Origin of the sequence: Acinetobacter sp. YT-02 (assembly GCF_002412355.1) — a bacterium.
GTDB classification, from domain to species: Bacteria; Pseudomonadota; Gammaproteobacteria; order Pseudomonadales; family Moraxellaceae; genus Acinetobacter; species Acinetobacter towneri.
The window spans coordinates 36,068-59,993 of record NZ_NOZT01000007.1; the positions used below are offsets into that span (position 1 = coordinate 36,068).

A 23,926-nucleotide genomic window follows, 5' to 3' on the forward strand; every position below is an offset into this window, starting at 1 on the left:
TGAGAAACCCAAAAGCAGTGCCTCGGCACTGCTTTTTTATACACAGTTTACAAAATTACCAAGGTCTCATAATCCCTTACATTTTTCAGGTATTTCTCTATTCAAAAGCAGGCGATTGAATAACTTTCCTTGTTATGCTGTTTTTGCTTATTTTTTATCTTTTCTATTTTTAGTTTTTTATTTCGTTTTTTTCAGACTTGAACAACCGAAAATGTTGTTTTGTCAGCTTTTATACAATGCTATTCGGCATTTTATGCAGCACTTAGCACGGTAGCAAAATGTTGTAGATGCTGACTAAAACTGACTTGAGTGAAGTATAAAGCAGTACTTTGAGTTTTATCTTGCTCAAGCATTTGGTTGTTCTTATTTTCATTAAAAGAGGAATTCCAACATGCTTAATTTAACAGACACCCTCAACCAACTTAAAAATGTGCAGGCACAACCTGCAGTCAGCTTATTTCTACCCACACATCGTACCTTTCCAGACAATCAGCAAGATGTGATTGCTCTTAAAAACCAACTTAAACAACTCGAAGAACGCCTGTTGGCAGACTATGACAAACGTCTGGTGGCACAAATTTTAGAACAGATTCATCATCAAACCAAAGATTTGAATCCCAACTACCATTTAGACAGTCTGGCTATTTTTGCCACAGCCGACAGTGCACAAGTACTGCGTCTGCCATTCCCTACCCAAGAACGTATTGTGATTGATCAACAATTTTCAGTGCGTGATTTTATTCGTGAGCTATCTTATGCAGTGCAATACTATGTGGTAGTGATCAGTCGTGAAGTTGGACGTCTGATTAAGGCCTCCAATGATCGTGTAATCCATGAGTTTTCTGTAGATGACAGCGACTTGAATGAACGACTGCCACATGGTGCATTTCCTGTTCAAAATGATAACTTATATAGCACCAGCGGTGCAGAACGTGCCACAGCCGCCAATGAAGACCGTTTACTCAAAGAGTTTTTAAACCGTGTCGATAAAAATGTGTAAACTGTACGTGCCAGTGAGCCATTGGGCTTGGTCATTGTGGGTGATCGACGCAATATCAGTTTTTATGAATCTATTTGCGACCAACCCAATGCCATTATTTTCAGTGTAGATAACGTCACTCAGCTAGAACAAGGCAGCGCACAACACATTATTGACAGTATTCAGACCGAGCTAAAAAGCCATCAACAACAATTGCATCAGCAACATGCGCAGCAACTGGATGAACTCTATGCCAGTGACCGTGTTGTGACCGATCTGCAGCAAATTTATCAGGCAGTGTTGCAAAATAATGTCGATACTTTATATGTTCAACAAGGCTACATGCAGACAGGTTGGGTCGATACCGACCAGCAACGAATTTATCTAGATCAAGCGCACGCACCTGACAGCGCACAAGCCACAGACGATGTGATCAACCATATTATTGATGCAGCACAGCAACACGCTGCCAATATCGTATTTATTCCTGCCGATTATTTACAGTCCAAAGCACCACTGACTTTAATGAGTCGCTATGCGGTCTAAAACTCAGTCCATTTGACTGTGATCTAAAAAACAGCCATGCAGATTTATCTACATGGCTGTTTCAATCAAGATTCAAACTTCTCATTCATACGCAAATCTACGCTTTTTCATGACTTTCTCATGAATAAAACGATCAATTAGAATCGAGTCGTTACCGCCAACTGTACCGGATGACTGTCGCTATGTGATCGCCCGCTATATTCATAATTCAAATTGAGAAAACTATGTTGTCCAAAGTGAAGTTGTGAACCTAAGGCAGCATGATATTGACCTTGATCGGCATGCCATGCATCAAACTTCAGTTTCTCCGCTGTGCCTACATAATGGGTATCTAAATATGCTTTTTCCTGAATCGGTTGGCTGTAATACAAGCTGCCTTGCAATTGCCATGCTGGATTCAACTGGTAATTGGCTTGCAAACCTGCACCAAAATTCCAGCGCTGCATCACCAAATCATCTAAGCTGTTGACACCATCCTGCTGAGTTTGTTCGGCATGAACATAATGTTGGAACGAAGCGTCTAAATACGGTTGAATCTGCATTTTTTGACTGAGTGGATAGCTATAATCTAGACGCAAACCTGCGGCATACATTTGTCCATCAAACTGTATTTTTTGTGCTTGAGCATGACCACGCTGCGCGTCAACATCCACCTGCATGCCTTTTAACCATGCCGCGACACTTAAATCACGATTAAGCTGCTGTGCTGTCCCCATAGTTAGTGCATAGGCTTTGCTCTGACTGCTATTTTTTGAGCCTGTTTGTACGGCATCATCTAAGTTCAGTTGACTGAAATCGGCCTGCGCTGCCAAGGTCATCCCTGCCAGTTTTGTTGCCACACCAACACCTTGATGATGACTACGGCGCTCACTATTTAAGCCGACATAATCCATATCATAACTTTGGTAATCACCCGAAAACCAAAGCTGTTTGGGTTGTGCGGTTGCCAAACGCTGTGCAAACTGACGTTCTTGCTTGCTGCTTTCTTCTGCGACATTTAAAACGGTATTGGCATAAAAACTTGGATCAAGTTGATGAAACAGTTGATTCAATGCCTGCGTAGAAACTGTACTTTCAGCAGCATTGCTATAACGTATAGTTTGAGCAAAATTGTTAAATAAGCGATTGGCAAAAACTTTTTCAGCATCTTCCAGCGTTTCTAACTGTTGTTTCTGATCAAGACTTGCTAAAACTACATCTAAATTACGGGCAACCTGAGTACGTCCTTCAAGTTCAGCAGCAAGAGCCGCCACCGTTTCAGTCGATTTACGCTTTGCCGTAATCACCACATCGGTATTGATTGTATCTGCCGCACGTACAGGCTCGCCCGTTGCATTCAGTTCAGGACGATAACTAACTTGTGTCAACTCAAATAATGGATTGCTTGAGCGATAAGCATCGAACTCACGCTGTACGCCTTGTTGCGCACGTAATACGGTAGTTTGTGAACCTTGTGCAGTAATAAGTGGCTGATCAAGTGGCACTTCATCAAACAGGTTCAAAGTCCCTGCCAAATTGGCGGTTCCCGTTACCGTCAGCAAATTGCCAAAACGTGCTTTAAAACCCGCATGTTGCTGCTGATCTGCAGCAATCTGCATCGAATAGTTGCCTGTGATGGTTAAATTGCCTTCGTTTCAAGAAATGCACTGCCTGTTTCGACTTCTAAAGTGTTTTGTGAGGGTTCAAGTTCTTGAATCGTACTACCCATCTCAACTTCAGATGTATCTTGTGGTACTTCAATATCTTGAATTGCACTATCGACCAAAACGGTGTCGGTTAAAGCAGGCTCTACTGCAGGTGGAGCTACCACATCGACAGGTTGCTCTGCTTCTGACGGAGGTGATTCAAGTGTAGGTATCGTATCAGGCTGATTGACATCATTATTTTCTAAAACGGTAGCATCATCGCTAGGTACAGCATCATTGCTGTCTAAAAGTGAATCTTCAGTTGGTGATGTATTGCCATGATCTGTACTGCCACCACTCAAACCACCACCATTGGATGATACATCGCCATGATCTAGCTCTAAATTCACAGGAGGTTGATCGGTAATGGGTGCAGATGGTGCGACAGGTTGCTCTACTCCGCTGCCAATGCCTTCATTTGTAGTCGGTTGATCTTCTTGGCTGACATTTTCTGCCCCCAACACATCAGTGACTTGAACCGTGCTTGACTGAGAGCCTGAACCCGATGAACAGCCTGAGATACTCATGGTCAATAAACACGCCACACTCAGTGGCTTTAAAGAAAAGTTTTGCTTTTTATCTAAAATCATACCGTACTCAATCAAAATGATGATAACGCAAGATTTATTGATGATTGATCACGTAAAAAATTAAGCAGATTTTGCTCAGTCTAAATGGCATATTTTTTTAAGATAAAGACAATCAGTTAAGCCCCCCACAATTATTTTTCTTAACTTGACTACTTTAATGCGACAGCTTAATCAGCTTTTTCAGCCTTATAAAACATAAACACTGCCATATAACATTCAAACCAAGCAAAACCCCAAATCTGCTTAATTTTATCCCCAAATGTTCTGCAATCGAACTCAACAAACTGATCGCATTATAGGCTAATTTTTCCATATATTAAAAAATATTTAAAATAATTTTGTTAAAAATCAATAACTAAACAATAGAATAAACTCACACTCTAAAAATTATTTCTTATACAACACACAGAGCTTTGTTAGATTTTGCACAAGCACACAACTTGCCCTATAAATGCAGAAAAGTTGAAAAGTCCCTTAAAAAATGTGTAGCAGATAACGCAACTCGTGGATCGTTTCGCCATTTTTTAACTCAAACTGTGAAGCAGGTGGGATTGATGCAAAATTGATGAAAAATTAAAAATAAAGTTGAACGTCATGGCTAAAAACACAAAAGGCATATTTCAACTTGCATGAATTGCAAATGAAATATGCCTATATGGATCACATGACTATTTTATCGTGTTTAAATTATAGTGTTCTAAAAGTGCTGAGGCTAATTTTTGCCTATTAGCCTTTTTTCACCAAATAATGAAATTCTTTATTGCCTTGCTCATCTAAGCGTTCTTCTTGCAATAACAACTCATGCCCCAAATGCATGCAAAATTTTGGAATATCCCAAGACGTCGAATTGTCAGTTGCAAACACTTCAACCACATCGCCAGACTTAGATTTGCGAATGGCTTGATGCAGCATCATCACAGGTTCAGGGCAACGCAAACCGCGGGTATTCAGTTGAATACTAGGTGTGACAGGAAGTTCAGACATGCACAGACTCGATATTAAAACATCGGGCTAGTTTAGCATAAAGCGCAGCCTTGTTTTATGTGTTCCCGCTACGCACAGCAACACATCTCGTGACGTAATTGCCGTCATTTTCTCCCAAGATTAGCAATAGACAACTGTATTTTCTAAGGTATGATTAAGCTAAGTTTTTTAGATATAAAGAGTCTTTAGGAAAGATCATGCACGAGGAATCAGGCCCATCGTGGGGTATGCGTGGCCTAAGAAAATGGTTAGGCACTGCACCAGAAACCCGCGATGAATTGCTAAAATTAGTACAAGATTCACGTCGTTTTTTAGAACCCGATACGGTGGCAATGCTCGAAGGTGTTCTGGATTTACCTGCCACCAAAATCCGTGAAGTCATGACCCCACGTACCGCCATGATTAGCTTACAAGAAGATGATGAGCTACTCGACATTTTGCATGTACTAGTCGAATCGGCACATTCACGTTTTCCTGTGTTCTCATCTGACCAACCCGACAACGTGGTGGGGATTTTATTGGCAAAAGATTTATTGCCTTTACTGACCGAACAAAGAACCAAAGTCGATATTCGCGCCTTAATGCGTCAGCCGTTATTTGTGCCTGAAAGTGCTCGTTCAGACCAAGTATTGCGTATGCTCAAAAACACCCAAACCCATATTGCAGTGGTGATTGATGAGTATGGCACCACTTCGGGCTTGGTTACTTTAGAAGATATTTTAGAAGAAATTGTCGGTGAAATTGAAGATGAACACGACAATATTGACGAAGAAGCAGAATACATCATCCCCGATCACGACCCAAAAACGGCAAATACTTGGTTAGTACAAGCACTTACACCAATCGAACATTTTAATAATGTTTTAGATGCAGATTTTTCTGACGATGAAGTAGAAACTGTGGGCGGTTTATTGCTTCAGGAAATTGGTTTGGTGAGTGATTTGCAAGGACAAGTGATTGTGATTGGCAACTGGGAGTTTACCATTCTTGAAGCAGATGCCCGCACTATTCATCTGATTCGAGCCGTACGTCAATGAGGACTTTTTTTTCCAAGCTGTCTAATCCTGCAGAACATCAACAACTGCCCTTAATTTATCCATTAATCATTGCCCTATTGGCAGGTGCAGTGTTTAGTTTGGCACTTGCTCCCTATCATTACTGGTGGATTGCCTTACTTTCACCTGCTTTGCTGTATGCGACTTTAAGCAAACGCACCCCGAAACAGGCCTTTTTGATTGGTTGGTCTTACGGGATTGGGTTGTGGTTTGTCGGAGCATTTTGGCTCTATACATCCATTCACGTCTATGGCGACACCAATGCCTTTTTAAGCGTGCTGATGATTGTCATTATGGCGCTGTTGATGGGTTTGTTTACTGCCGTACAAACGTGGTTATATCGTCGGTTTTTCCCTGAAACACCACTGACTTTTGCACCGCTATGGGTATTTTTTGAATGGGCGAAAACTTGGGTCTTTACAGGTTTTCCATGGCTGTTTGCAGGTTATGCCTTCACCGAACGCTTTTTGGATAGCTATGCACCGTTGTTTGGTATTTTCGGGGTGTCTTTTGTGGTCATCTTGCTGGCCTGTGCGTTGGTTGAAGTCCTTAAAAAGCGTATCTTCTGGCTGATTCCATCGGCAATTTTACTCTTGGGTGCATGGGGGGCAGCGCAGCTCAGTTTTGTAACTGCAAAATCTGAAAAGCCACTCTCGGTTTCTCTGATTCAAGGTAACATCCCTCAAGACTTAAAATGGCTCACCGAGTACCAAATCAAGACCTTGGAAATTTATACCCGCTTAACCCGAACTGAATGGGGACGCGATATTATTGTCTGGCCTGAATCATCCATTCCAATGTTCCAGACCGATATTGAACCGTTTTTGGATGCCATGAAAACACAGGCTGAAAAAACAGGCAGTTCGTGGGTGACGGGTATTCCGTATTGGGACTTGCCTGAATCACAAGTGCAGCAACATCCAATGTATTACAACAGCATTATGGCAACGGGAGATGCGGCAGAAGGATTATATAAAAAGCAGCGTCTGGTGCCTTTTGGCGAATATATTCCGCTTTCAGGTTTACTCAGCTGGGTATTGCCTGCGATGCAAAATGACCCATCCATGAGTGGCTTCTCACGTGGTGCATCTGAGCAAAAACCACTCGCAATTAAGCAGCATCATTTGGGGGCAGCCATTTGTTATGAAGTGGCTTATCCAAACCTGACCCGTCGCAATGCCAGCAAAAGTGACTTTTTGGTAACAGTATCCAATGATGCTTGGTTTACGGGTACTGCAGGGCCGTTGCAACATTTACAAATGGTACAAATGCGTGCCAAAGAAAATGGACGTTGGTTTATTCGTGCCACCAACACAGGGGTGACCGCATTTATTGACCATCATGGACATATTGTCAAACAAGCGCCAATGGATCAGGAGTTTGTGCTGCGTGGTGATCTGCCTGCCATGCAAGGTCAAACGCTGTACACTCAACTCAGCGATTGGCCTGTGCTGATTTTCTCATTGCTGTTGTTAATTATGGGGTGGATTTATCGACCACGTCAGGTAGATGTGTCGTTTAAATCACGTCGTTAATAGTACTGTTCAATAGTGCTTAGAAACGACCATTCATAAAAAAACCGAGCGCTTAATGCTCGGTTTTTTGTGGAAACTCACTAAATCAATATATAGACTCAGTTTATCTTTCATTAAGGCTGATAATAAATATCGGCATCGGTGCCTTCACCACCTTGCTGACCATCTGCACCAAAAGAATACAAGTCAAACGGACGACCTTCTGAACCTGGAATGACATATTGAATGTCATTGTCCCAACTGTCTTTCGGATAGCCTCCTTTCACATAACCGCCTGGCAACCAGTTTTTAGCCGAAGCAGGCTGATTCACCAAGGCATCTAAACCACCGTCTTGCATTGAAGGATATTTTTGATTATCGAGTTTGTATTGATCGAGTGCGCCAGCCACACCTTTTAAAGTAATAACCGTAGTATCTACTTTGGCTTTTTCACCACGTCCCATTACGTTCGGTACGATTAAAGCCGCCAACACACCTAAAATTACAATCACCACCATGACTTCAATCAGGGTAAAACCAGACTGTTTACTCGGTTGCTTCTGTTTCATTCAATCTCTCTCATTTATTTATATCAATTCGACATTTATTTTAGATTCTGTTTGAAGAACGATGCTTCAAAACGATTTAAATCATATTGTTCATATTCACAATTGGCAGCATTACCGCAATCACAATCACCAGTACAATACTCGCCATCAGTACCAACATCAACGGTTCTAATAATGCCAACAGGGTAGAAATCAGTGTGGTCACTTCACGGTCTTGCATGTCTGAAGCACGTGACAGCATACGGTCTAACTCGCCCGAGGCTTCACCACTTTTGATCATTTGTACCATCATCGGTGGGAAATAACCACTGCGCTCTAATTGCGTCGCCAAGTTACCACCTTCAGTGACTTTTTCTGCCGCCAAATTGACCGCATCACGAATGACCCAGTTGTTACTGACCGCAGCACCAATATTTAGCGCATCCACCAAAGGCACACCCGACTGAGTCAAAATAGACAAGGTACTGGCAAAACGCGCGGCATTAATCCCACGTGATAATTTTGCAAATAACGGCAACTTTAAGGTTAAACGGTCAAAGGCATAATGCCCTGCGGTGGTGCGTAAAAAACGCACCAACAACAATACCCCCACCACAGAAGCCACCAGTAAAAACGGCCATGCAACACGAATAAAATCACTGGCTTTCATTAATGCCACGGTGATCCACGGCAAGGCATCTTTGCTCTGATCAAAGGTTTTAACAATATCGGGTACGACATAAGTCATTAAACCCATCACAATCGCAAAAGACATCAGCATTAAAATGATGGGATAAATCATCGCCCCTTGAATTTTTTTCTGCATGGCAAAGCGGTTTTCGGTGTAATCTGCCAATTGTTCCAGAATTAAATCCAAATGCCCCGAACGCTCGCCTGCGGCAATGGTGGCAATATATAAGTCTGGAAAACGCCCCGATTGTTGTAAAGCATTGGCCAGTGAATAACCTTCCAAAACTTTGGAACGCACCGACATCAGCAAATTTTGCACATGGGCTTTTTCACTTTGTTTACCCACAGCGCGAACGGCTTCTTCCAAAGGAATCGCAGCAGCCACCAAAACCGATAACTGACGGGTCAGCAAAGCCAAATCATAGGCGGTGATTTTTTTCTGAAACCATTGTTTGCCACTGTGTTTATCTTTTTGTTCAACGGTATCGACACTGACAGGAATCCATTCTTTGTCACGTAATTGCTGACGGATTTGTCGTGCAGAATCACCCTCTAAAACACCTTTTTGCTGCTTCCCTGAAGCGTCAATGGCAGTAAATTGATATGCTGGCATTGTAATGCTCTAATTTTCCAAAATTTCTTGCAACGCAGTTGCGTCTGACCACTAAAATCATTCATATTCTTAGATATAAATTCTGTGCTCACTCTAACACATGCCAAAGTCGAGCACGAAGCCATTTTTCACAGGACGATACGACTTTTTCTATGCCAGATTCCACTTTAGACCCACAGCCTGTTTATCGTATTCGAGTGGCTGTACCCGTATATCTTTACGACTGCTTCGATTATATGCTCAGTGCAGCACAATATCAGCAAGCAGAAGTGGGCGCGCGGGTCTTGGTTTCTTTTGGTCGGCAAAACTTGGTCGGAATTATTGTCGAAAAACTGGCACTCGACACCCCAATTGATCCACGTTTTAAACTCAAAGCCATTAGCGAACTGTTAGATGAGCAAGCGATTTTAGACCCTAAAGTTTTAACTTTGTTGACATGGTCGGCACAATATTATCAATTCCCGATTGGTGAAGTGATGCAAAGTGCCTTACCTAGCTTATTGCGCCAAGCCAAACCCTATAATTTATTGGCACGTACTTGGAAATTGTTGGATGCACATGCCGAAGCTAAAATTACACGCTCAGAAAAACAACAAGAAGCCTATAAAATTTTAAAGCTGCATCCTTCGGGAACTTCTGAAAATATTTTAAATTTGGCAGGCATTGAAACAGCAACCCTAAAAGCCTTGGCGAATAAAGAAATTTGCGCATGTGTTTTGGAAGCCCAAGATTTTAGCCCAATGCCAGTGACTTTGGCGCAAATGCCTTTAACCCCTAATCCAGATCAGAAAAAAGCCATCGACAGCGTACTTAAAGTTCGGCAGCAATATAAGGCATTTTTACTGGATGGTTTAACGGGTAGCGGTAAAACTGAAGTGTACTTACACATCATGCATGAGGTACTAAAACAGGGCAAACAAGTGTTGGTGTTAGTACCTGAAATTGGTCTAACGCCACAAACCATTAGCCGTTTCCAATCGCGTTTTCACTGCCACATCGCCCTCTTACATTCAGGTTTAAATGATTCCAAGCGTTTGCAGGCGTGGCAGGCGGCACAAACGGGCAAAGCCTCGATTATTTTAGGTACACGTTCTGCGATTTATACCCCATTGCCAAATTTAGGCTTGATTATTTTAGATGAAGAACACGACCTGTCTTTTAAACAGCAGGAAGGTTTTCGCTACCATGCCCGTGATGTTGCGCTCTATCGTGCCCATCTGGAAAATTGCCCTGTTATTTTAGGTTCGGCAACTCCAAGCATTGACAGCTATGCACTAGTCGATCAAGGCAAAATGCAATGTCTGGAATTAAATCAACGCGCGGGCACGGCACTCATGCCCAAAATCCACCTGATTGATTTAAAAATTGCCAAAAAACAGCACGGTATTAGCCAACAATTGATTGATGAAATCAAAAAACGCTTGGCTAAAAAAGAACAAGTTTTGGTGTTTTTAAACCGACGCGGCTATGCACCCGTATTGATTTGTGAGAGCTGTGCATGGCAAGCCAAATGCCCACATTGTGATGCCAACTTTACCCTGCATCATCAACCTTATGTGCATTTACACTGCCACCACTGCGGAACAATTCACCGCAAACCTGAGCAATGCCCTGCCTGCAACCATGAAGAACTCAAACCTGTGGGCATGGGTACCGCCAAAGTGGAAGACAGTCTAAATGAACTGTTCCCAGATATAGATGTGATTCGGGTGGATCGTGACTCAACCAGTCGTGTCGGCAGCTGGCAAAAAATTTATGACCGTATTCAACGCAGTGAACCCCTAATTTTACTGGGCACACAAATGCTGGCCAAAGGACATCACTTTCCTTATGTAACCTTGGTGGCTATTTTAGATATCGATTCAGGCTTGCTCAGTGTTGATATTCGCGCACCTGAACGTACCGCCCAACTGATTGTGCAAGTGGCAGGACGTGCAGGGCGTGGTGAACATAAAGGCGATGTTTATTTGCAAAGTTTACGTCCTGATCATCCTTTACTCACCACCTTGGTCGAGGGAGATTACCGCAAGTTTGCCAAACAAAGTTTAAAAGAGCGCAAAGCCGCGCAACTGCCGCCATATCGTTATACTGCGCTGATTCGCTGTGAGTCCAAAAGTCAGGAATTAAACCAGCAATTTTTACAACAACATGCACAATGGCTTAGAGAACATTCAGAACAATTAATTGAAATTTGGGGGCCGATTCCTGCGCCAATGGAACGTAAAGCAGGACGTTTCCATGCACACATGGTGTTGTTGTCTAAAGATCGGGCACGCTTACATTTTTATATCAGGAACTGGTGGCAAAATATGTTGCATGAAAAGCCATCCAGCATGAAACTAAGTTTAGATATAGATCCGCAAGAATTTAGCTAATACTGTAAATTGAAACTTAGCTGTATCAGCACTTATTTCAATAATCCACCGCTTTAAACTTTGGATGACCACATGTCCTTATTGTTACAAATAACCATTTTTCTAGGCGCTTCATTGGTTTTGGTTCCCTTACTAAAACGCTTTGGTATTGCGACCGTATTGGGCTATTTGTTTACAGGCATTTTGCTAGGGCCTAGCGTATTCAATATTGCCAGCGACCCCGATGATATTCAGGAACTGGCAGAATATGGTGTGGTGTTCCTGATGTTTATTATTGGCTTAGAACTGCGTCCACAACGGCTGTGGGAAATGCGCAAGCCCATTTTTGTTTTGGGTAGTTTACAGGTCGGCATCACGGGTATTCTACTTGCAATCTTGGCTTTTTTTGCCTTACAGCAAGGCATTGCCTCAAGTGTGGTGATAGGTTTTGCACTGGCACTTTCCTCTACAGCCTTTGTGCTACAAATGTTGCAAGAAAAGCAGCAACTCAACAGCAGTTATGGACAACAATCCTTTTCCATTCTGCTGTTTCAAGATATTGCCGCCATTCCTTTAATTGCCATCATTCCCATGTTAGCAGGTGCAGAATCGACTCATCATGGCATTGCTTATTTTGCTGCAATCATGGCGACCTTTAGCGGTTTGTTCTTATTTAGCCGTTATCTCATGCGTCCATTTTTTCGTTTTGTGGCTAAAAGTGGCGCACATGAACTGATCACTGCTGTCGGTTTATTCATTGTACTTGGCGTGGTCAGCATTATGGATGTGCTGGGCATTAGCACCACCTTAGGTGCATTTTTAACAGGCGTATTGTTGGCAGATTCCGAATTTAGACATGAGTTAGAAGCCAGTATTGCCCCATTCAAAGGCTTATTGCTAGGCTTATTTTTTATGACCGTCGGGATGAGCACCGAACTGGCAATCTTTATGAATACCCCTTGGCTGATTGTAGGCGGTGCATTGCTGCTCCTGCTCATCAAACTGATTAGCCTCACGGCCATTGCCCGTTATTTCCAATATTCTTGGCGCAATAGTTTGTTGTTGGCGACTTGCTTGGCACAAGGCGGTGAGTTTGCCTTTGTGGTGCTCAGTGTCGCACAAAGTGAAAGTGTGCTCAGCCAGGCCTTGCTGCAACCACTGACCTTAATTGTGACTTTGTCGATGGTGTTGACCCCAATTTTATATTGGTTGATGAGCAGTCAAATTATTCCTCGCTTAGAACGTGAAAAATCGCCTGAATATGACGAAATTCCCGATACACATCACCCCATGATTATTGCGGGTTTTGGTCGTTTTGGACAAATTATTGCCCGTGTGGCGTACTTGCAGCATCTGCACTTTACTGCCATCGACAGCAATATGGATAAAATTGATTTTGTGCGGAATTACGGCGGTAAAGTCTATTATGGCGATGCCACTCAACCTGAAATTTTACGTGCCGCAGGCATCGAGCATGCCAAAATCTTTATTCTAGCCATTGATGATATTGAAGACTCAATGAACGTGGCACGGCATATTCGCCTGAATTATCCAGCGCTAAAATTACTGGTACGCGCTCGTGATCGTCATCATGTGCACTTATTGCGCGATTTAGGCGTTACCTATATTTGGCGTGAAACGTATTTATCCTCTTTAGGCATGGCCTATCAGGCTTTGCGCGATTTGGGCATTAATGAAAAAGATGCCTATAAAAGCATTGAGTTGTTCCGTGATTATGATGAACAACTCTTGGCACAACAGCAGCACATTTATACCGATGAACAAAAAGTATATGAAACCCATCGTAACGCTTTGGCAGAACTGGAACACCTGTTTGAAAGTGATGCACAAAACCGTGAAATGCCCTTGGGTGTCGATTTAAAACGCGGCTTGCATAGCAGTCATATTGATGTAACACGTGATGCAGCAAACTGACTTGTGTTTTACAATATTGCCACCATTAAAACAGGGTTATGGAGAATTTTATGTCTGATTTACGCCAACGCTTTTTTATTGAAGATAGCCCTGTTCGTGGTGAAGTAGTTCATCTCGAAGAAGCTTTGCAAACCATTTTGAAACAACGTGATTATGTGCCTGCGGTACAAGTGTTGTTGGGAGAAATGCTTTGCGCCACTGCCCTACTGGCCAGTACCCTAAAAATTAAAGGGCGTATTAGCTTACAAATTCAGGCATCTGGCACATTTAAATGGGCTATGGCGGAATGTAACCACTTGGGTGAAGTGCGTGCGTTGGCAGACTACGAACAAGACCCGCGCTTTTTAAGCGCTGAAGACAGCAGTACCGTCCTGAAAAGTTTGGTCAGTCCTGTACTGTTTATTAATATCGAGCCTGAATTTGGTGAGCGTTATCAAGGTATTGTGCCTTTGGACAAAGCCAATTTAGCTGAATGTTTAATGCAGTATTACGACTTATCGGCACAAATTCCAACTCGTATTGTGTTGGCAAGCAATGCCGAACGTGCGGGCGGTTTGCTGATTCAATTGTTGCCGCGTAACAGTGAAGAAGAACAACAACGGGTCGATGAAGATTTATGGCCGCGTGTGACCATGCTGACTGAAACCTTAAAAGCGGAAGAATTGACTGATTTAGACGTCAATGAAATTTTGTACCGTTTATACAATGAAGAACAAGTGCGTTTGCCTGAAGTGGAAGCCTTACGTTTTGGTTGCACTTGCTCCAAAGAGCGCTGTGCCAATGCCTTAATGCAAATTGGTGTTGCTGCGGTACGTGAAACTTTGGAACATCAGAACCCTATTACTATGGATTGTCAATTCTGCAGCACACAATATAGCTTTAGTGCCGAAGAAGCCTTAGGTTTATTTGGAGAACATCTCAGTTAAATGGCATGGTGAATACCATGATTAATATGTGATGTAATGCTGAAAATTCATCAAAAATGAGCAGTACATTCTGCTCATTTTTTATTTACGTGATGACCATCGTCAAAACCTATTATTTTATTACTTTTCATGTGATTAATTTCACAAAACTTTCATGCAATTACTAGAAAATACCGCGTAAATTGGGTATAAATAATCCCATATTTTTTTTATGCCTTTATATATTTTAGGCTGCTTCTTCTCTGGGATATTGATTTTATGAACACCCTGTTCTTTTCTCGTTTAGCATTCATCAGCGCGATTTGCTGTTCAAGTTTAGCTTATGCAGCCAATGCAGACCCACTTTTGAGCAAATGGAAAACATTAGACTACCGCACAGGTTTTTCATTGTCTGACGTAGTCATGAGTAAAGATAAACAAGGTGCGTATGCCGCTACGATTATAGAACTACGTGCGGTTCCTGGCGCACCGCGTTTGGAAAATTGCACACTCTGTACGGGTAAAAATAAAGATAAGCCACTGTTAGGTTTTGTGCCATTAAGTCACTTAAAAGCTACGCCAAGCAATCAAATTGAATTTTATGAAGGTGACTATTTAGACCCGCGCACAGGTAAACAATATAAAACTCGTGCACGTTTAAGCAGCAATGGCAAACATTTAACCCTTTATAATGTAGACCTTGCCACCAATGCCAGCCGCAAAATGACGTGGGTGAAATACTGATATTATTCCTCACCAATGCGATAAAAGCTGTGTTCTGCACACTTTTATCGGAATGATTAGATTTAAATTACCAACTCCATAACACTTATATCTTTTCCTGCCTGACATCTCACACTGCTCAATTTGCTTGTTTATTACATTCTTGCTATAAAACCCGAAATAGAATTTTTACTCTATTTTTTTAAATAACAATTTTGGGGATGCTGTTCATGAAAATAAATTTCAGAGGGATTTTTGCGGGTTTCGTTTTAACAACCCTCTCAAGTGTTGGCTTTGCAGAAAGCGATCTACTGGTCGGTAAATGGAAAACCATTGATGATCGCACAGGTTATTCACGTGCCGATGTCGAAATTCGCAAAAAGCCAGATGGCACTTATGAAGGCATTATCGTGGAAACCCGTAATATTCCGGGTGCAGAAAAAATGGTGATTTGTAGCAATTGTCCAGGTAACTTAAAGAACAAGCCTTTTATTGGCTTGCCATTTATTTGGGGCTTTAAACAAGATACCAAAAACCCACGTGAATTTAACCAAGGCCATGTTTTAGACCCTATTGGCGGTAAAGTTTATAAAGGCAAAGCACGTTTAAGCGCTAACGGTAAGCGCCTTACCTTACGTGGCTATGTAGGTGTTTCAGTGATTGGTCGCAGCGTGACTTGGGTAAAATACTAATTCCAAAAACTAAGATATTGATTTACAGGGTTCTTTTTAAAGAGCCCTTTTTATTACCAAATTTTGAAACAATCCTTTTAAACACCGTACGACCGTTCAATCCAAAATATTGAAATAAAGGATGGCATTGAATAAAAAATAGACTAATATCTATAAGACATCTATACGCACAAGCCAAATTGACACATCAATATAACAGGCGTGAGCACAGCAAAGGGTTGGCTGAATTTCACCAAAGGAATACAAATAAAAGATTCTATTACAGCGTACACAGGCTAAATTAAAGAGAATCACTTATTGGATATCCACCAATTATTGATGTAAAGCAATCCCTCATTTCAGGCGAGCCAACTCGTTTGAATTCGATCAGAAGGAGTATGCCATGACCACTATTTTATATCGTGAAATCACTTCAGACGGACAGCACACAGAAATTATTGAAGAATTTACCCAGTTAGATTTAAAAAAATTTGCCGAAGCGTGTGGGCAAAGCCCTGAATGGGTCTTACAACTTTTAGAATATGACATCCTGCCTTCCCGCCCTGCCGAACGTATCCACCAATTTTTTGGTGAAGATATCAACCGTGCACGCCAAGCCTATCGGCTGCAACGTGATTTTGATGCCAGTTTTTCAGCTGTCGCCATGATGCTTGACCTGATTGATGAAGTACAAAAATTACGTAAAGAAGTTAAACATCTGAATTTTCAACATAGTTAATCCTCACGCTCTAGCTGTGTGATTCATCACCTTGCTAGAGCGTTTTTCTTTCTATGCCCGTAAATTTTTTTGATGAGAATGATCTACACAATGAAAACTAAAGACTGCAACAAGAAGATTAAAAATATGTTTCCTGAGTTTCGTGATTTAATTCAGGGATTACGCGACAGCAATCCACATTTTTCAAAAATTTTTGAAGATCACGAACAGCTAGACCGTGAAATCAGCCAGTTAGAGCTTGATCCTGTGCATCAAATTAATGATGACATTGAAGCGCTGAAACGCAAAAAATTAAGACTAAAAGATGAAATGTATCACTTGCTGCGTAATGCACAAAATGATCAATTGGCTTAAAAATACATACAAGTCTGAACTGCAAATCCTCATACGATCAAATGCAGGACACAGCAAGAAAAGACAAAAAGCAAAACAAGATGGCGTATTCAAGTCTGAAAACAGCATTCAAAAAACTGCCATCTTGAGCTAAGTGTCTGCCTATCTGGTTCAATCTATGGATAAGCTTATCAGTCCTATGGATAACTTTTGAGGTCTGTGGACAACTTTTATCAACGAATTATCTTGTGACATATATTGGATGTGGAACTCAATTTATCACCACATCTGCAAGTCTATCTTCTGGATTATTTAATTTTAGTCAGTTTTTCGACTTCTTTAATGGTGCCTTTCACGGTTTGCTTAATGGGTTCATAGTCTAAAAACCAAAATAAATTCATGGGTTGGTCATTATGTTGCTGTGCCAACATATCAATCACACTTTTTTCACCCAGACCGACAAGGTGCCTACGATAAAAATAATACAGCAACAACAAAGTAGTCATCACCATTACCCCAAGCATGATCCAAAAGGCCTGTGCGTGTTTCAGCCCCGGCATAAACTCAAAGTTCATACCATACACCCCTGTAAATAAAGTCAAAGGTGCAAAAACTGCGGTAATGATGGCTAAAATCCGCATGTTTTCATTGGTCTGGTTGGCAATAGCAGAAAAATGCAGATCAATTGCGGTTTGCACTGCAGAGCGTAAGCGAATGGTATGCTTTTGAATTCGTTCAATGTGACTGGTCAAATCATCCAAACGTACCAAAATAATATCCTGCCGTTCACTACGTTTTTTGCCACGTAAATGTGGGTAGTTATCGACAATTTCATCACGCAATTCCTGCAAGGCTTCTATTTGCTCTTCACATAAATTTTCAACTTGCTGAAACGCCATATTTTCTTGCAGCAATTGATGCCAACGGGTAAAACGACGATGTCCCTGCAACAACTCTTGTTGCCAATATTCCACACGGCGGGTTAGCGGCATGCGAATATCCAAGTAATCATCCGCTACCAAATTCAGTAAACGCAACGTTAAATCTAATGGTGTTGCTGCCAGTTTGCGTGCTTTATTCTGTTCTTCAATCGGGCGTTGTACCGCTGCTTCCACACGTGACAAATAGCTTTCCATGACTTTATTGCCCTGTTCCCGCACACTAATCAAAATCTGCGGTGTCATAATAAAGCTCATCGGCGTAGTGGCCAGTCCAAAAATCCGTTCATGTTTCTCCCCGACTTGTTGCCCTGTTGCAATACGGTCTTCGGGTGTGATCAGTTTACGGAAAATCAATAAGTCATAATCATCTAAAGTATCAAACGCACATGGATGCTCTATATTTAAAATATCGCGCACATGATATTCATTGAGCGATAATTGACTGTACTGAAAAATCTCTTGTTGCCACTGTTCTGCACGGTTAAGCACATCATCACGGGTGCAATCAATCCAGATAAATTCAGGCTCAAGCCCTTCAATTGGCTGTTTTTGCACATAAATATTGGTTTTATGATTGGTATGCAGATAAAAATAATAACTTTGCATAGAACGGGCACTCTATTTCAGTTTTCTTGTACGGTTTTTTGAGATTTTAAGATGTACTCAGTTTAAGCATGGATCAGGCTTCTTTTCAAATACATGCTGTAATTTATGCCGCTTTTCATACAACAAAGATGGTTTTTACGATGCAACAAAATTTTTAGCATAAAAAAACCCGCATTCAGATTGAATACGGGTTTTTTGACCATTTCAGATCATCAACACAGCATTACGCTTGTTCGATATCTTTCATAGTTAATTTGATACGACCACGGTTGTCTACATCAGCAACCTGTACTTTCACTTCCTGACCTTCTTTCAACACGTCTGCAACGTTGGCAATACGCTCATTTGAAATTTGAGAAATGTGAAGTAAACCGTCAGTACCCGGAAGGATATTTACGAACGCACCGAATTCAACAATACGGATTACTTTACCTGTGTAAATTGTACCCGGCTCGATTTCAGCAGTTAAAGCCTGAATTTTTGCAACAGCAGCTTGTGCAGCAGCTTTGGTTTCACCAAATACGCGCACTGTACCGTTGTCTTCAATATCAATTGCCGCTTTAGTTTCTTCAGTAATTTGGCGGATGGTAGCACCACCTTTACCAATCACGTCACGAATCTTGTCTGGGTTGATGTTAATCACTTGGAAAGTTGGTGCATGCATTGAAATTTCTGGACGCGCACGTGAAATCACTTGGTTCATTGCATTTAAGATATGCATACGACCTGCATAAGCTTGATTTAATGCAACTTCCATGATTTCTTCAGTGATGCCTTCAATTTTGATGTCCATTTGCAATGCAGTAATACCGTTGGCAGAACCTGCAACTTTAAAGTCCATGTCGCCAAGGTGGTCTTCATCACCCAAAATGTCAGAAAGTACAGCGAAACGCTCGCCTTCTTTCACTAAGCCCATTGCGATACCCGCAACTGGTGCTTTCAATGGAACACCTGCATCCATAAGTGATAACGATGCACCACAAACAGACGCCATAGAAGATGAACCGTTCGATTCAGTGATGTCCGATACGATACGAATCACATACGGGAAGCGATCTGCTGCAGGAAGAACTGCTTGCACACCACGACGTGCCAAACGACCATGACCAATTTCACGACGTTTAGGGCCAGATTCACGACCTGTTTCACCTACTGAGTATGCAGGGAAGTTGTAGTGCAACATGAAGTTGTCAGTTTTAGTACCCGATAAGGTATCAACCATCAAGGCATCACGTGTATTACCTAAAGTGGTGGTAACCAAAGCCTGAGTTTCACCACGGGTAAACAATGCAGAACCGTGCGCACGGTCTAGAACGCCAACCTGTACGTCAAGCGCACGAACGGTTTTGGTGTCACGACCATCAATACGTGGTTTACCAGACAAGATGTTGTCACGTACGGTACGGTATTTAAGATCTTCAAAGAGTTCGTTCAAGTCATCTGCAATGCCAGTTTCGTCATTTTCAGGAACGAATTGCGCAACTGCTTCTGCTTGAAGTGCATCTAATGCAGCATAACGGTCTTGTTTGATCGCAATGGTGTACGCTTCAGAAATTTTTGCTTCAAACGCTTCTTTTAGTTTTGCACGAAGGTCTTCGTTTTTCTCTGGAGCAGTCCAAGTTGACTCAGTTGCACCTGCAGCCGCAGCAAATTCTTTGATCGCTTGAATCGCGATTTGCATTTCGTCATGACCGTAAAGCACTGCGCCTAACATTTGGTCTTCTGAAAGTTCTTTTGCTTCAGATTCAACCATCAATACAGCAGATTCTGTACCTGCAACCACAAGGTCAAGGTCAGATTGCGCCATTTGTTCAAAGTTCGGGTTAAGCACGTATTCGCCGTTGATTAAACCCACACGCGCCGCACCAATTGGGCCACGGAACGGTGTACCTGCAATTGCAAGTGCAGCAGACGTACCTAACATTGCAGCAATGTCAGCTTCCATGGTTTTGTCAGAAGATACAACAGTCGCAGTAACTTGAATTTCGTTGTAGTAACCTTCTGGGAACAACGGACGAATTGGACGGTCAATTAAACGTGAAATTAAAGTTTCTGCTTCAGAAGCACGGCCTTCACGCTTACCATAACCACCTGGGATACGACCTGCAGCATATTGTTTTTCTTGATAGTTAACAGTCAGTGGGAAGAAATCTTGACCCGCTTTTGCTGTTGGTTGAGCAACCACTGCAACCAATACAGTCACGCCACCCATAGTAATCATTACCGTGTTGGCTTGACGCGCTACACGACCAGTTTCAAGTACAACTTGGTGCTGACCAAATTGAAATTCTTTACGAATAATATTAAACATCGACATGTTTTATTTTTTCCTAGTTCTTGTGAACAATTATTCTCGTGGAGACCCCTAAGGTTTGGCATTCACAATACAATTATTTAGGTAAATGACAAAGCTTAGAAGCCGACCTCACTCGAATGAAACACGATTTTTAAACACAAAGAAGGAGCGAATCATTCGCCCCTTCCACTGATCTAGCCAAGGCTAGATATACTTTAGTTTTCAGTAATACAGCATTCAACATGCAATAGCCCGAAAATAAAAGCTTAAATCGAATTAACGACGTAAACCTAAAGCAGCAATCAATGCGCTGTAACGAGTCACATCTTTGCCTTTAAGGTAGTCAAGTAACTTACGACGTTGGTTAACCATACGGATTAGACCGCGACGGCTATGGTGGTCGTGTTTGTGCTCTTTGAAGTGACCTTGTAAGTCATTGATTTGAGCAGTTAAAAGCGCTACTTGAACTTCTGGTGAACCAGTGTCGTTTTCAGCACGAGCAAATTTAGCAATGATCTCTGCGCGATCTGCGTTTGTTAAAGCCATTCGATTTCTCCGAGATGCTTAATAAAAAGATTTGATACCGATCAATTGATTACTCAACTGACTGCCGTGCATCACTACAGCAAGGACAATATTTTAAGGCAAAAACGTGCCGATTGCAAAACAGAACGACAAACAAGCGCTTTTAATTTTGAGATGTCCCAATAAAAGTATGATTTATGCTAAGGGTATACACATCATGTTAGGTATAAAGTGTCTAAGGAAAATAAATATACAATTGTATATGATTGATAATATGTAATATTTTGCCAACTGCTTTTCATCCACTGGAATATTTTGCCGTTAAAATAAAACAGCCCGAGCATAGCTCGGGCTGTTTTTTGCGCTGTAGTTTCTTGTCTTATTATTCTTATTGTCTTGTTTATTGTGGTTATTTGCGCGTTTTCGCGTCTTATTCTCTGAACATTCCTGTTCTTGCTTTCACGTCCTTGTGTGGTAGATTTTGCCACAATACTAAAGTGAAAGAAGTCGTATTTCTCGTATCTGTTTGTAAGCTTTTTCTTACAACAGGTAAGCATTGTCAGCATTTTGCAAATCACCCAAACTTACAGGCATAAAAAAGCCCTGTAGTCTCTCCCAAAACTACAAGGCTTAGCGGCTGTAAGTTTCCTCTTCTCACTCACGTCCTGTCAGTTCGCTGTCTTTCAACATTTATCGTTATTATTCTGCGATTATGCTCAACTATCCCTATTGAGCTTTTTATGTGAAGTCATCTTCTCAAAAAGATCTTGAAATCTCTATGCGCAAATTTCTCGAATCAATGTAAGCCATTTCGTACAAAACCATCTCTTATTCAGTTTTACTTAACAATCCAAAGCGTCATTAATTCTGGCTAATAAACCACTGCTGCGACGGGTACGAATCATCAAAGCTTGCTGCAAAGCTTGCACATCAACCAACAAACTTACGACTTTTTTAGCACGGGTAATGGCAGTGTAGATCAGCTCCTTACTCAGCAAGTTTTTTGCCGCAGCATCCAACACCACAGCTGTATGAGTAAATTCAGAACCTTGCGATTTATGAATAGTAAGTACAAATGCGGTTTCAATATTTTTAGGTAAGCGTGTTGCAGGCACCCACTTATTTAAACTTGGAAAATATACTTCAAACTGGCGCTGATCATTCTGCTCTCGCATAAAACAGATGCCAATATCACCATTCGACAACCCCAGTTGATAATCGTTATAGGTCATCATGACGGGGCGTCCTGCATACCAATCGCCATGTTTGGTTTGTTTTAACTGTTGCAACAAGCGTTTTTCAATCTGCAAATTCAGTTGTTGTAAACCCAAATGACCATGACGAATTGCGGTTAAAATACGGTAATCATCAAATACATTCACCACATTCTCAACATGCGCTTGAAATGCTGTACTTGATTGTTCCAAGCCCAAAGTATGTGCTTTTAATACCGCTACATAAGCCTGATAACCATACATCAGCTGATCATAATAATGCGCTAAATTTTCCGCTGAAATTTGCCCATTTTGCTGAGGTAAATATTGCAGTTGTAGGGCATCTATTTCGACTTGCTTAAATTGAATTGGCTTTAATTCACCTGCTGCCACGACTTGCTGTTCAAACTCAGCCAAAACCTGTGCAGGAGAATGTTCTTGCTGAATAAACTTCGCCATTGCGCCAATTTTTGCACCTTCAGCAAAACGACGTGTGGTCACTAAATTGACACGGTTATTTGCGAGTTCAGGCACTTGCTGTAAATCGGCCAATACTGTACCGACATCGACTGAAGCCAATTGATTGGCATCGCCCAACAGAATTAAACGTGCCTGCGCAGGAATGGCAGCCAATAACATCTGTGACAGGCTTAAATCCAGCATCGAAGCTTCATCGACTACAATCACATCGTAAGGTAAAGGTTGTTTGGCGTGAAAACGTGGCTTGCCTGTATTGCCCAGACCCAATAAACGATGCAACGTCACAGGTTGTAATTGACGCAAGGCATCGACATTAAACGCTTGTAAAGCTTGACTATTCAAAGCATTTTGCAAGGCTTCCTGCATCCGCTGTGCTGCCTTGCCTGTCGGTGCAGCCATCGCAATTCGAATATTGGGTAAAGCTTGATTGAGCACCGCAATAATATGCGCCAAAGTATAGGTTTTTCCTGTACCTGGCCCGCCTGTAATAATGCTCAAACTTTGAGTTGCCGCAGTCTGTAATGCTTTTTGCTGCTGGGGATCTTGCAACAAATTAAGCTGTTCAGCTTGTAATCCAAAGGACAAAGGTGACTGCGCCTGAATCCGTAAAATATCGCTAGCAACCTGATGTTCCAGTTTCCAGTAGCGATACAAATACAAACGCTGCCCATCAAATACAAACGGCGCAATTTGTGGATCAGGATTTAAAGCGCTACGCTGCAAGTTCATGTACAAATGCTGCAATGCCGCCACTTGTTCTGCAGTTGCAGGAATACAGCTATCGCCTTGCTGAATGGCATCGAGCACCTGTTGCATCAAAATTTGCGCTGAAGCATGAAAAGTGACATTGCTAAATGGCGGCTGACACAGGTAATCCATCCACGCCTGCATTGGCGTTTGAGCTGAATTTAAGTGAATATGCTTGTTTTCCACACAGTTATCCTCAAAGTTATCCACAGGATAAGCAATTGTTTTATTAAGTCGATGAGCTGACTTAGCG

Annotated in this window: 19 protein-coding genes and 1 pseudogene; 11 read left to right on the forward strand and 9 right to left on the reverse strand. The window is 41.8% G+C overall.

Going from position 1 to position 23,926, the window contains the following annotated elements; all coding sequences use genetic code 11:
- The first annotated feature begins 391 nt into the window (after positions 1 to 391).
- Together CF596_RS14850 and CF596_RS14855 are read left to right on the forward strand one after the other, a co-directional pair.
- On the forward strand, positions 392 to 1,000 hold the full coding sequence (locus CF596_RS14850; RefSeq protein ID WP_242439125.1) for a hypothetical protein: 609 nt from the start codon (positions 392 to 394) through the stop codon (positions 998 to 1,000).
- Positions 1,001 to 1,018: 18 nt separating this feature from the next.
- Positions 1,019 to 1,525: pseudogene (locus CF596_RS14855) on the forward strand (hypothetical protein); the annotation flags it as partial.
- A gap of 137 nt (positions 1,526 to 1,662) precedes the next feature.
- Here the strand turns inward: CF596_RS14855 and CF596_RS04020 are convergent.
- The 3 genes from CF596_RS04020 to tusA form a co-directional block, all read right to left on the reverse strand.
- Positions 1,663 to 3,123 (reverse strand): autotransporter outer membrane beta-barrel domain-containing protein, encoded by a 1,461-nt coding sequence (locus tag CF596_RS04020; protein ID WP_096901325.1) that lies wholly within the window; start codon positions 3,121 to 3,123, stop codon positions 1,663 to 1,665.
- A gap of 20 nt (positions 3,124 to 3,143) precedes the next feature.
- Positions 3,144 to 3,800: a hypothetical protein gene (locus CF596_RS04025; protein ID WP_096901326.1), complete on the reverse strand. Its 657-nt coding sequence runs from the start codon at positions 3,798 to 3,800 to the stop codon at positions 3,144 to 3,146.
- A 726-nt stretch (positions 3,801 to 4,526) separates the two neighbouring features.
- On the reverse strand, positions 4,527 to 4,784 hold the full coding sequence (tusA, locus tag CF596_RS04030) for a sulfurtransferase TusA (protein ID WP_004975955.1): 258 nt from the start codon (positions 4,782 to 4,784) through the stop codon (positions 4,527 to 4,529).
- A gap of 197 nt (positions 4,785 to 4,981) precedes the next feature.
- Between tusA and CF596_RS04035 the strand changes: the two genes are divergently transcribed.
- Together CF596_RS04035 and lnt are read left to right on the forward strand one after the other, a co-directional pair.
- Positions 4,982 to 5,821, forward strand: coding sequence for a CBS domain-containing protein (locus CF596_RS04035; protein WP_004975954.1), 840 nt, complete (start codon positions 4,982 to 4,984; stop codon positions 5,819 to 5,821).
- The gene (gene lnt / locus CF596_RS04040) at positions 5,818 to 7,374 is read left to right on the forward strand and encodes an apolipoprotein N-acyltransferase (protein ID WP_096901327.1); all 1,557 of its coding nucleotides are present in this window, start codon (positions 5,818 to 5,820) and stop codon (positions 7,372 to 7,374) included. The genes CF596_RS04035 and lnt overlap by 4 nt, the downstream gene beginning before the upstream one ends.
- Positions 7,375 to 7,487: 113 nt before the next feature.
- Here lnt and gspG read toward each other — a convergent pair whose 3' ends face one another.
- Positions 7,488 to 7,922 carry a type II secretion system major pseudopilin GspG gene (gspG, locus tag CF596_RS04045; RefSeq protein ID WP_004975950.1) on the reverse strand — a complete coding sequence of 145 codons (435 nt, stop codon included), beginning with the start codon at positions 7,920 to 7,922 and terminating at the stop codon, positions 7,488 to 7,490.
- Positions 7,923 to 7,998: 76 nt separating this feature from the next.
- Positions 7,999 to 9,204, reverse strand: coding sequence for a type II secretion system inner membrane protein GspF (gene gspF, locus CF596_RS04050; protein ID WP_004975948.1), 1,206 nt, complete (start codon positions 9,202 to 9,204; stop codon positions 7,999 to 8,001).
- Positions 9,205 to 9,356: 152 nt separating this feature from the next.
- Between gspF and CF596_RS04055 the strand changes: the two genes are divergently transcribed.
- From CF596_RS04055 to CF596_RS04085, 7 genes are all read left to right on the forward strand, one after another.
- The gene (locus tag CF596_RS04055; RefSeq protein ID WP_096901328.1) at positions 9,357 to 11,579 is read left to right on the forward strand and encodes a primosomal protein N'; all 2,223 of its coding nucleotides are present in this window, start codon (positions 9,357 to 9,359) and stop codon (positions 11,577 to 11,579) included.
- A 72-nt stretch (positions 11,580 to 11,651) separates the two neighbouring features.
- Complete coding sequence (locus CF596_RS04060; RefSeq protein WP_096901329.1) at positions 11,652 to 13,493, forward strand: monovalent cation:proton antiporter-2 (CPA2) family protein; 1,842 nt, start codon at positions 11,652 to 11,654, stop codon at positions 13,491 to 13,493.
- A gap of 50 nt (positions 13,494 to 13,543) precedes the next feature.
- Positions 13,544 to 14,419 (forward strand): Hsp33 family molecular chaperone HslO, encoded by an 876-nt coding sequence (gene hslO, locus CF596_RS04065; protein WP_004975941.1) that lies wholly within the window; start codon positions 13,544 to 13,546, stop codon positions 14,417 to 14,419.
- 258 nt (positions 14,420 to 14,677) lie between these two features.
- Entirely contained in the window at positions 14,678 to 15,142 is a 465-nt protein-coding gene (locus CF596_RS04070; RefSeq protein WP_096901330.1) for a DUF2147 domain-containing protein, read from the forward strand.
- Between the two features lie 209 nt (positions 15,143 to 15,351).
- Positions 15,352 to 15,813, forward strand: a complete 462-nt coding sequence (locus CF596_RS04075; protein ID WP_096901331.1) for a DUF2147 domain-containing protein — start codon at positions 15,352 to 15,354, stop codon at positions 15,811 to 15,813.
- Between the two features lie 382 nt (positions 15,814 to 16,195).
- Complete coding sequence (locus CF596_RS04080) at positions 16,196 to 16,531, forward strand: chaperone modulator CbpM (protein WP_096901332.1); 336 nt, start codon at positions 16,196 to 16,198, stop codon at positions 16,529 to 16,531.
- Positions 16,532 to 16,621: 90 nt separating this feature from the next.
- Positions 16,622 to 16,885 carry a YdcH family protein gene (locus CF596_RS04085; protein ID WP_026438326.1) on the forward strand — a complete coding sequence of 88 codons (264 nt, stop codon included), beginning with the start codon at positions 16,622 to 16,624 and terminating at the stop codon, positions 16,883 to 16,885.
- Positions 16,886 to 17,172: 287 nt separating this feature from the next.
- Here the strand turns inward: CF596_RS04085 and CF596_RS04090 are convergent, their stop codons facing one another.
- From CF596_RS04090 to recD, 4 genes are all read right to left on the reverse strand, one after another.
- Positions 17,173 to 18,411: a magnesium transporter CorA family protein gene (locus CF596_RS04090; protein ID WP_004975927.1), complete on the reverse strand. Its 1,239-nt coding sequence runs from the start codon at positions 18,409 to 18,411 to the stop codon at positions 17,173 to 17,175.
- Between the two features lie 223 nt (positions 18,412 to 18,634).
- Positions 18,635 to 20,722 carry a polyribonucleotide nucleotidyltransferase gene (pnp, locus tag CF596_RS04095; protein WP_171257431.1) on the reverse strand — a complete coding sequence of 696 codons (2,088 nt, stop codon included), beginning with the start codon at positions 20,720 to 20,722 and terminating at the stop codon, positions 18,635 to 18,637.
- Between the two features lie 261 nt (positions 20,723 to 20,983).
- On the reverse strand, positions 20,984 to 21,253 hold the full coding sequence (rpsO, locus tag CF596_RS04100) for a 30S ribosomal protein S15 (protein ID WP_004975922.1): 270 nt from the start codon (positions 21,251 to 21,253) through the stop codon (positions 20,984 to 20,986).
- A gap of 821 nt (positions 21,254 to 22,074) precedes the next feature.
- Positions 22,075 to 23,859 (reverse strand): exodeoxyribonuclease V subunit alpha, encoded by a 1,785-nt coding sequence (gene recD, locus CF596_RS04110; RefSeq protein ID WP_096901353.1) that lies wholly within the window; start codon positions 23,857 to 23,859, stop codon positions 22,075 to 22,077.
- Between the last annotated feature and the right edge of the window lie 67 nt (positions 23,860 to 23,926).

Coding starts and splice junctions, on each gene's coding strand:
- CF596_RS14850 (WP_242439125.1), top strand. CDS start 392: ATGCTTAATTTAACAGACACCCTCAACCAACTTAAAAATGTGCAGGCA.
- CF596_RS04020 (WP_096901325.1), bottom strand. CDS start 3,123: ATGCAGATTGCTGCAGATCAGCAGCAACATGCGGGTTTTAAAGCACGT.
- CF596_RS04025 (WP_096901326.1), bottom strand. CDS start 3,800: ATGATTTTAGATAAAAAGCAAAACTTTTCTTTAAAGCCACTGAGTGTG.
- tusA (WP_004975955.1), bottom strand. CDS start 4,784: ATGTCTGAACTTCCTGTCACACCTAGTATTCAACTGAATACCCGCGGT.
- CF596_RS04035 (WP_004975954.1), top strand. CDS start 4,982: ATGCACGAGGAATCAGGCCCATCGTGGGGTATGCGTGGCCTAAGAAAA.
- lnt (WP_096901327.1), top strand. CDS start 5,818: ATGAGGACTTTTTTTTCCAAGCTGTCTAATCCTGCAGAACATCAACAA.
- gspG (WP_004975950.1), bottom strand. CDS start 7,922: ATGAAACAGAAGCAACCGAGTAAACAGTCTGGTTTTACCCTGATTGAA.
- gspF (WP_004975948.1), bottom strand. CDS start 9,204: ATGCCAGCATATCAATTTACTGCCATTGACGCTTCAGGGAAGCAGCAA.
- CF596_RS04055 (WP_096901328.1), top strand. CDS start 9,357: ATGCCAGATTCCACTTTAGACCCACAGCCTGTTTATCGTATTCGAGTG.
- CF596_RS04060 (WP_096901329.1), top strand. CDS start 11,652: ATGTCCTTATTGTTACAAATAACCATTTTTCTAGGCGCTTCATTGGTT.
- hslO (WP_004975941.1), top strand. CDS start 13,544: ATGTCTGATTTACGCCAACGCTTTTTTATTGAAGATAGCCCTGTTCGT.
- CF596_RS04070 (WP_096901330.1), top strand. CDS start 14,678: ATGAACACCCTGTTCTTTTCTCGTTTAGCATTCATCAGCGCGATTTGC.
- CF596_RS04075 (WP_096901331.1), top strand. CDS start 15,352: ATGAAAATAAATTTCAGAGGGATTTTTGCGGGTTTCGTTTTAACAACC.
- CF596_RS04080 (WP_096901332.1), top strand. CDS start 16,196: ATGACCACTATTTTATATCGTGAAATCACTTCAGACGGACAGCACACA.
- CF596_RS04085 (WP_026438326.1), top strand. CDS start 16,622: ATGAAAACTAAAGACTGCAACAAGAAGATTAAAAATATGTTTCCTGAG.
- CF596_RS04090 (WP_004975927.1), bottom strand. CDS start 18,411: ATGCAAAGTTATTATTTTTATCTGCATACCAATCATAAAACCAATATT.
- pnp (WP_171257431.1), bottom strand. CDS start 20,722: ATGTTTAATATTATTCGTAAAGAATTTCAATTTGGTCAGCACCAAGTT.
- rpsO (WP_004975922.1), bottom strand. CDS start 21,253: ATGGCTTTAACAAACGCAGATCGCGCAGAGATCATTGCTAAATTTGCT.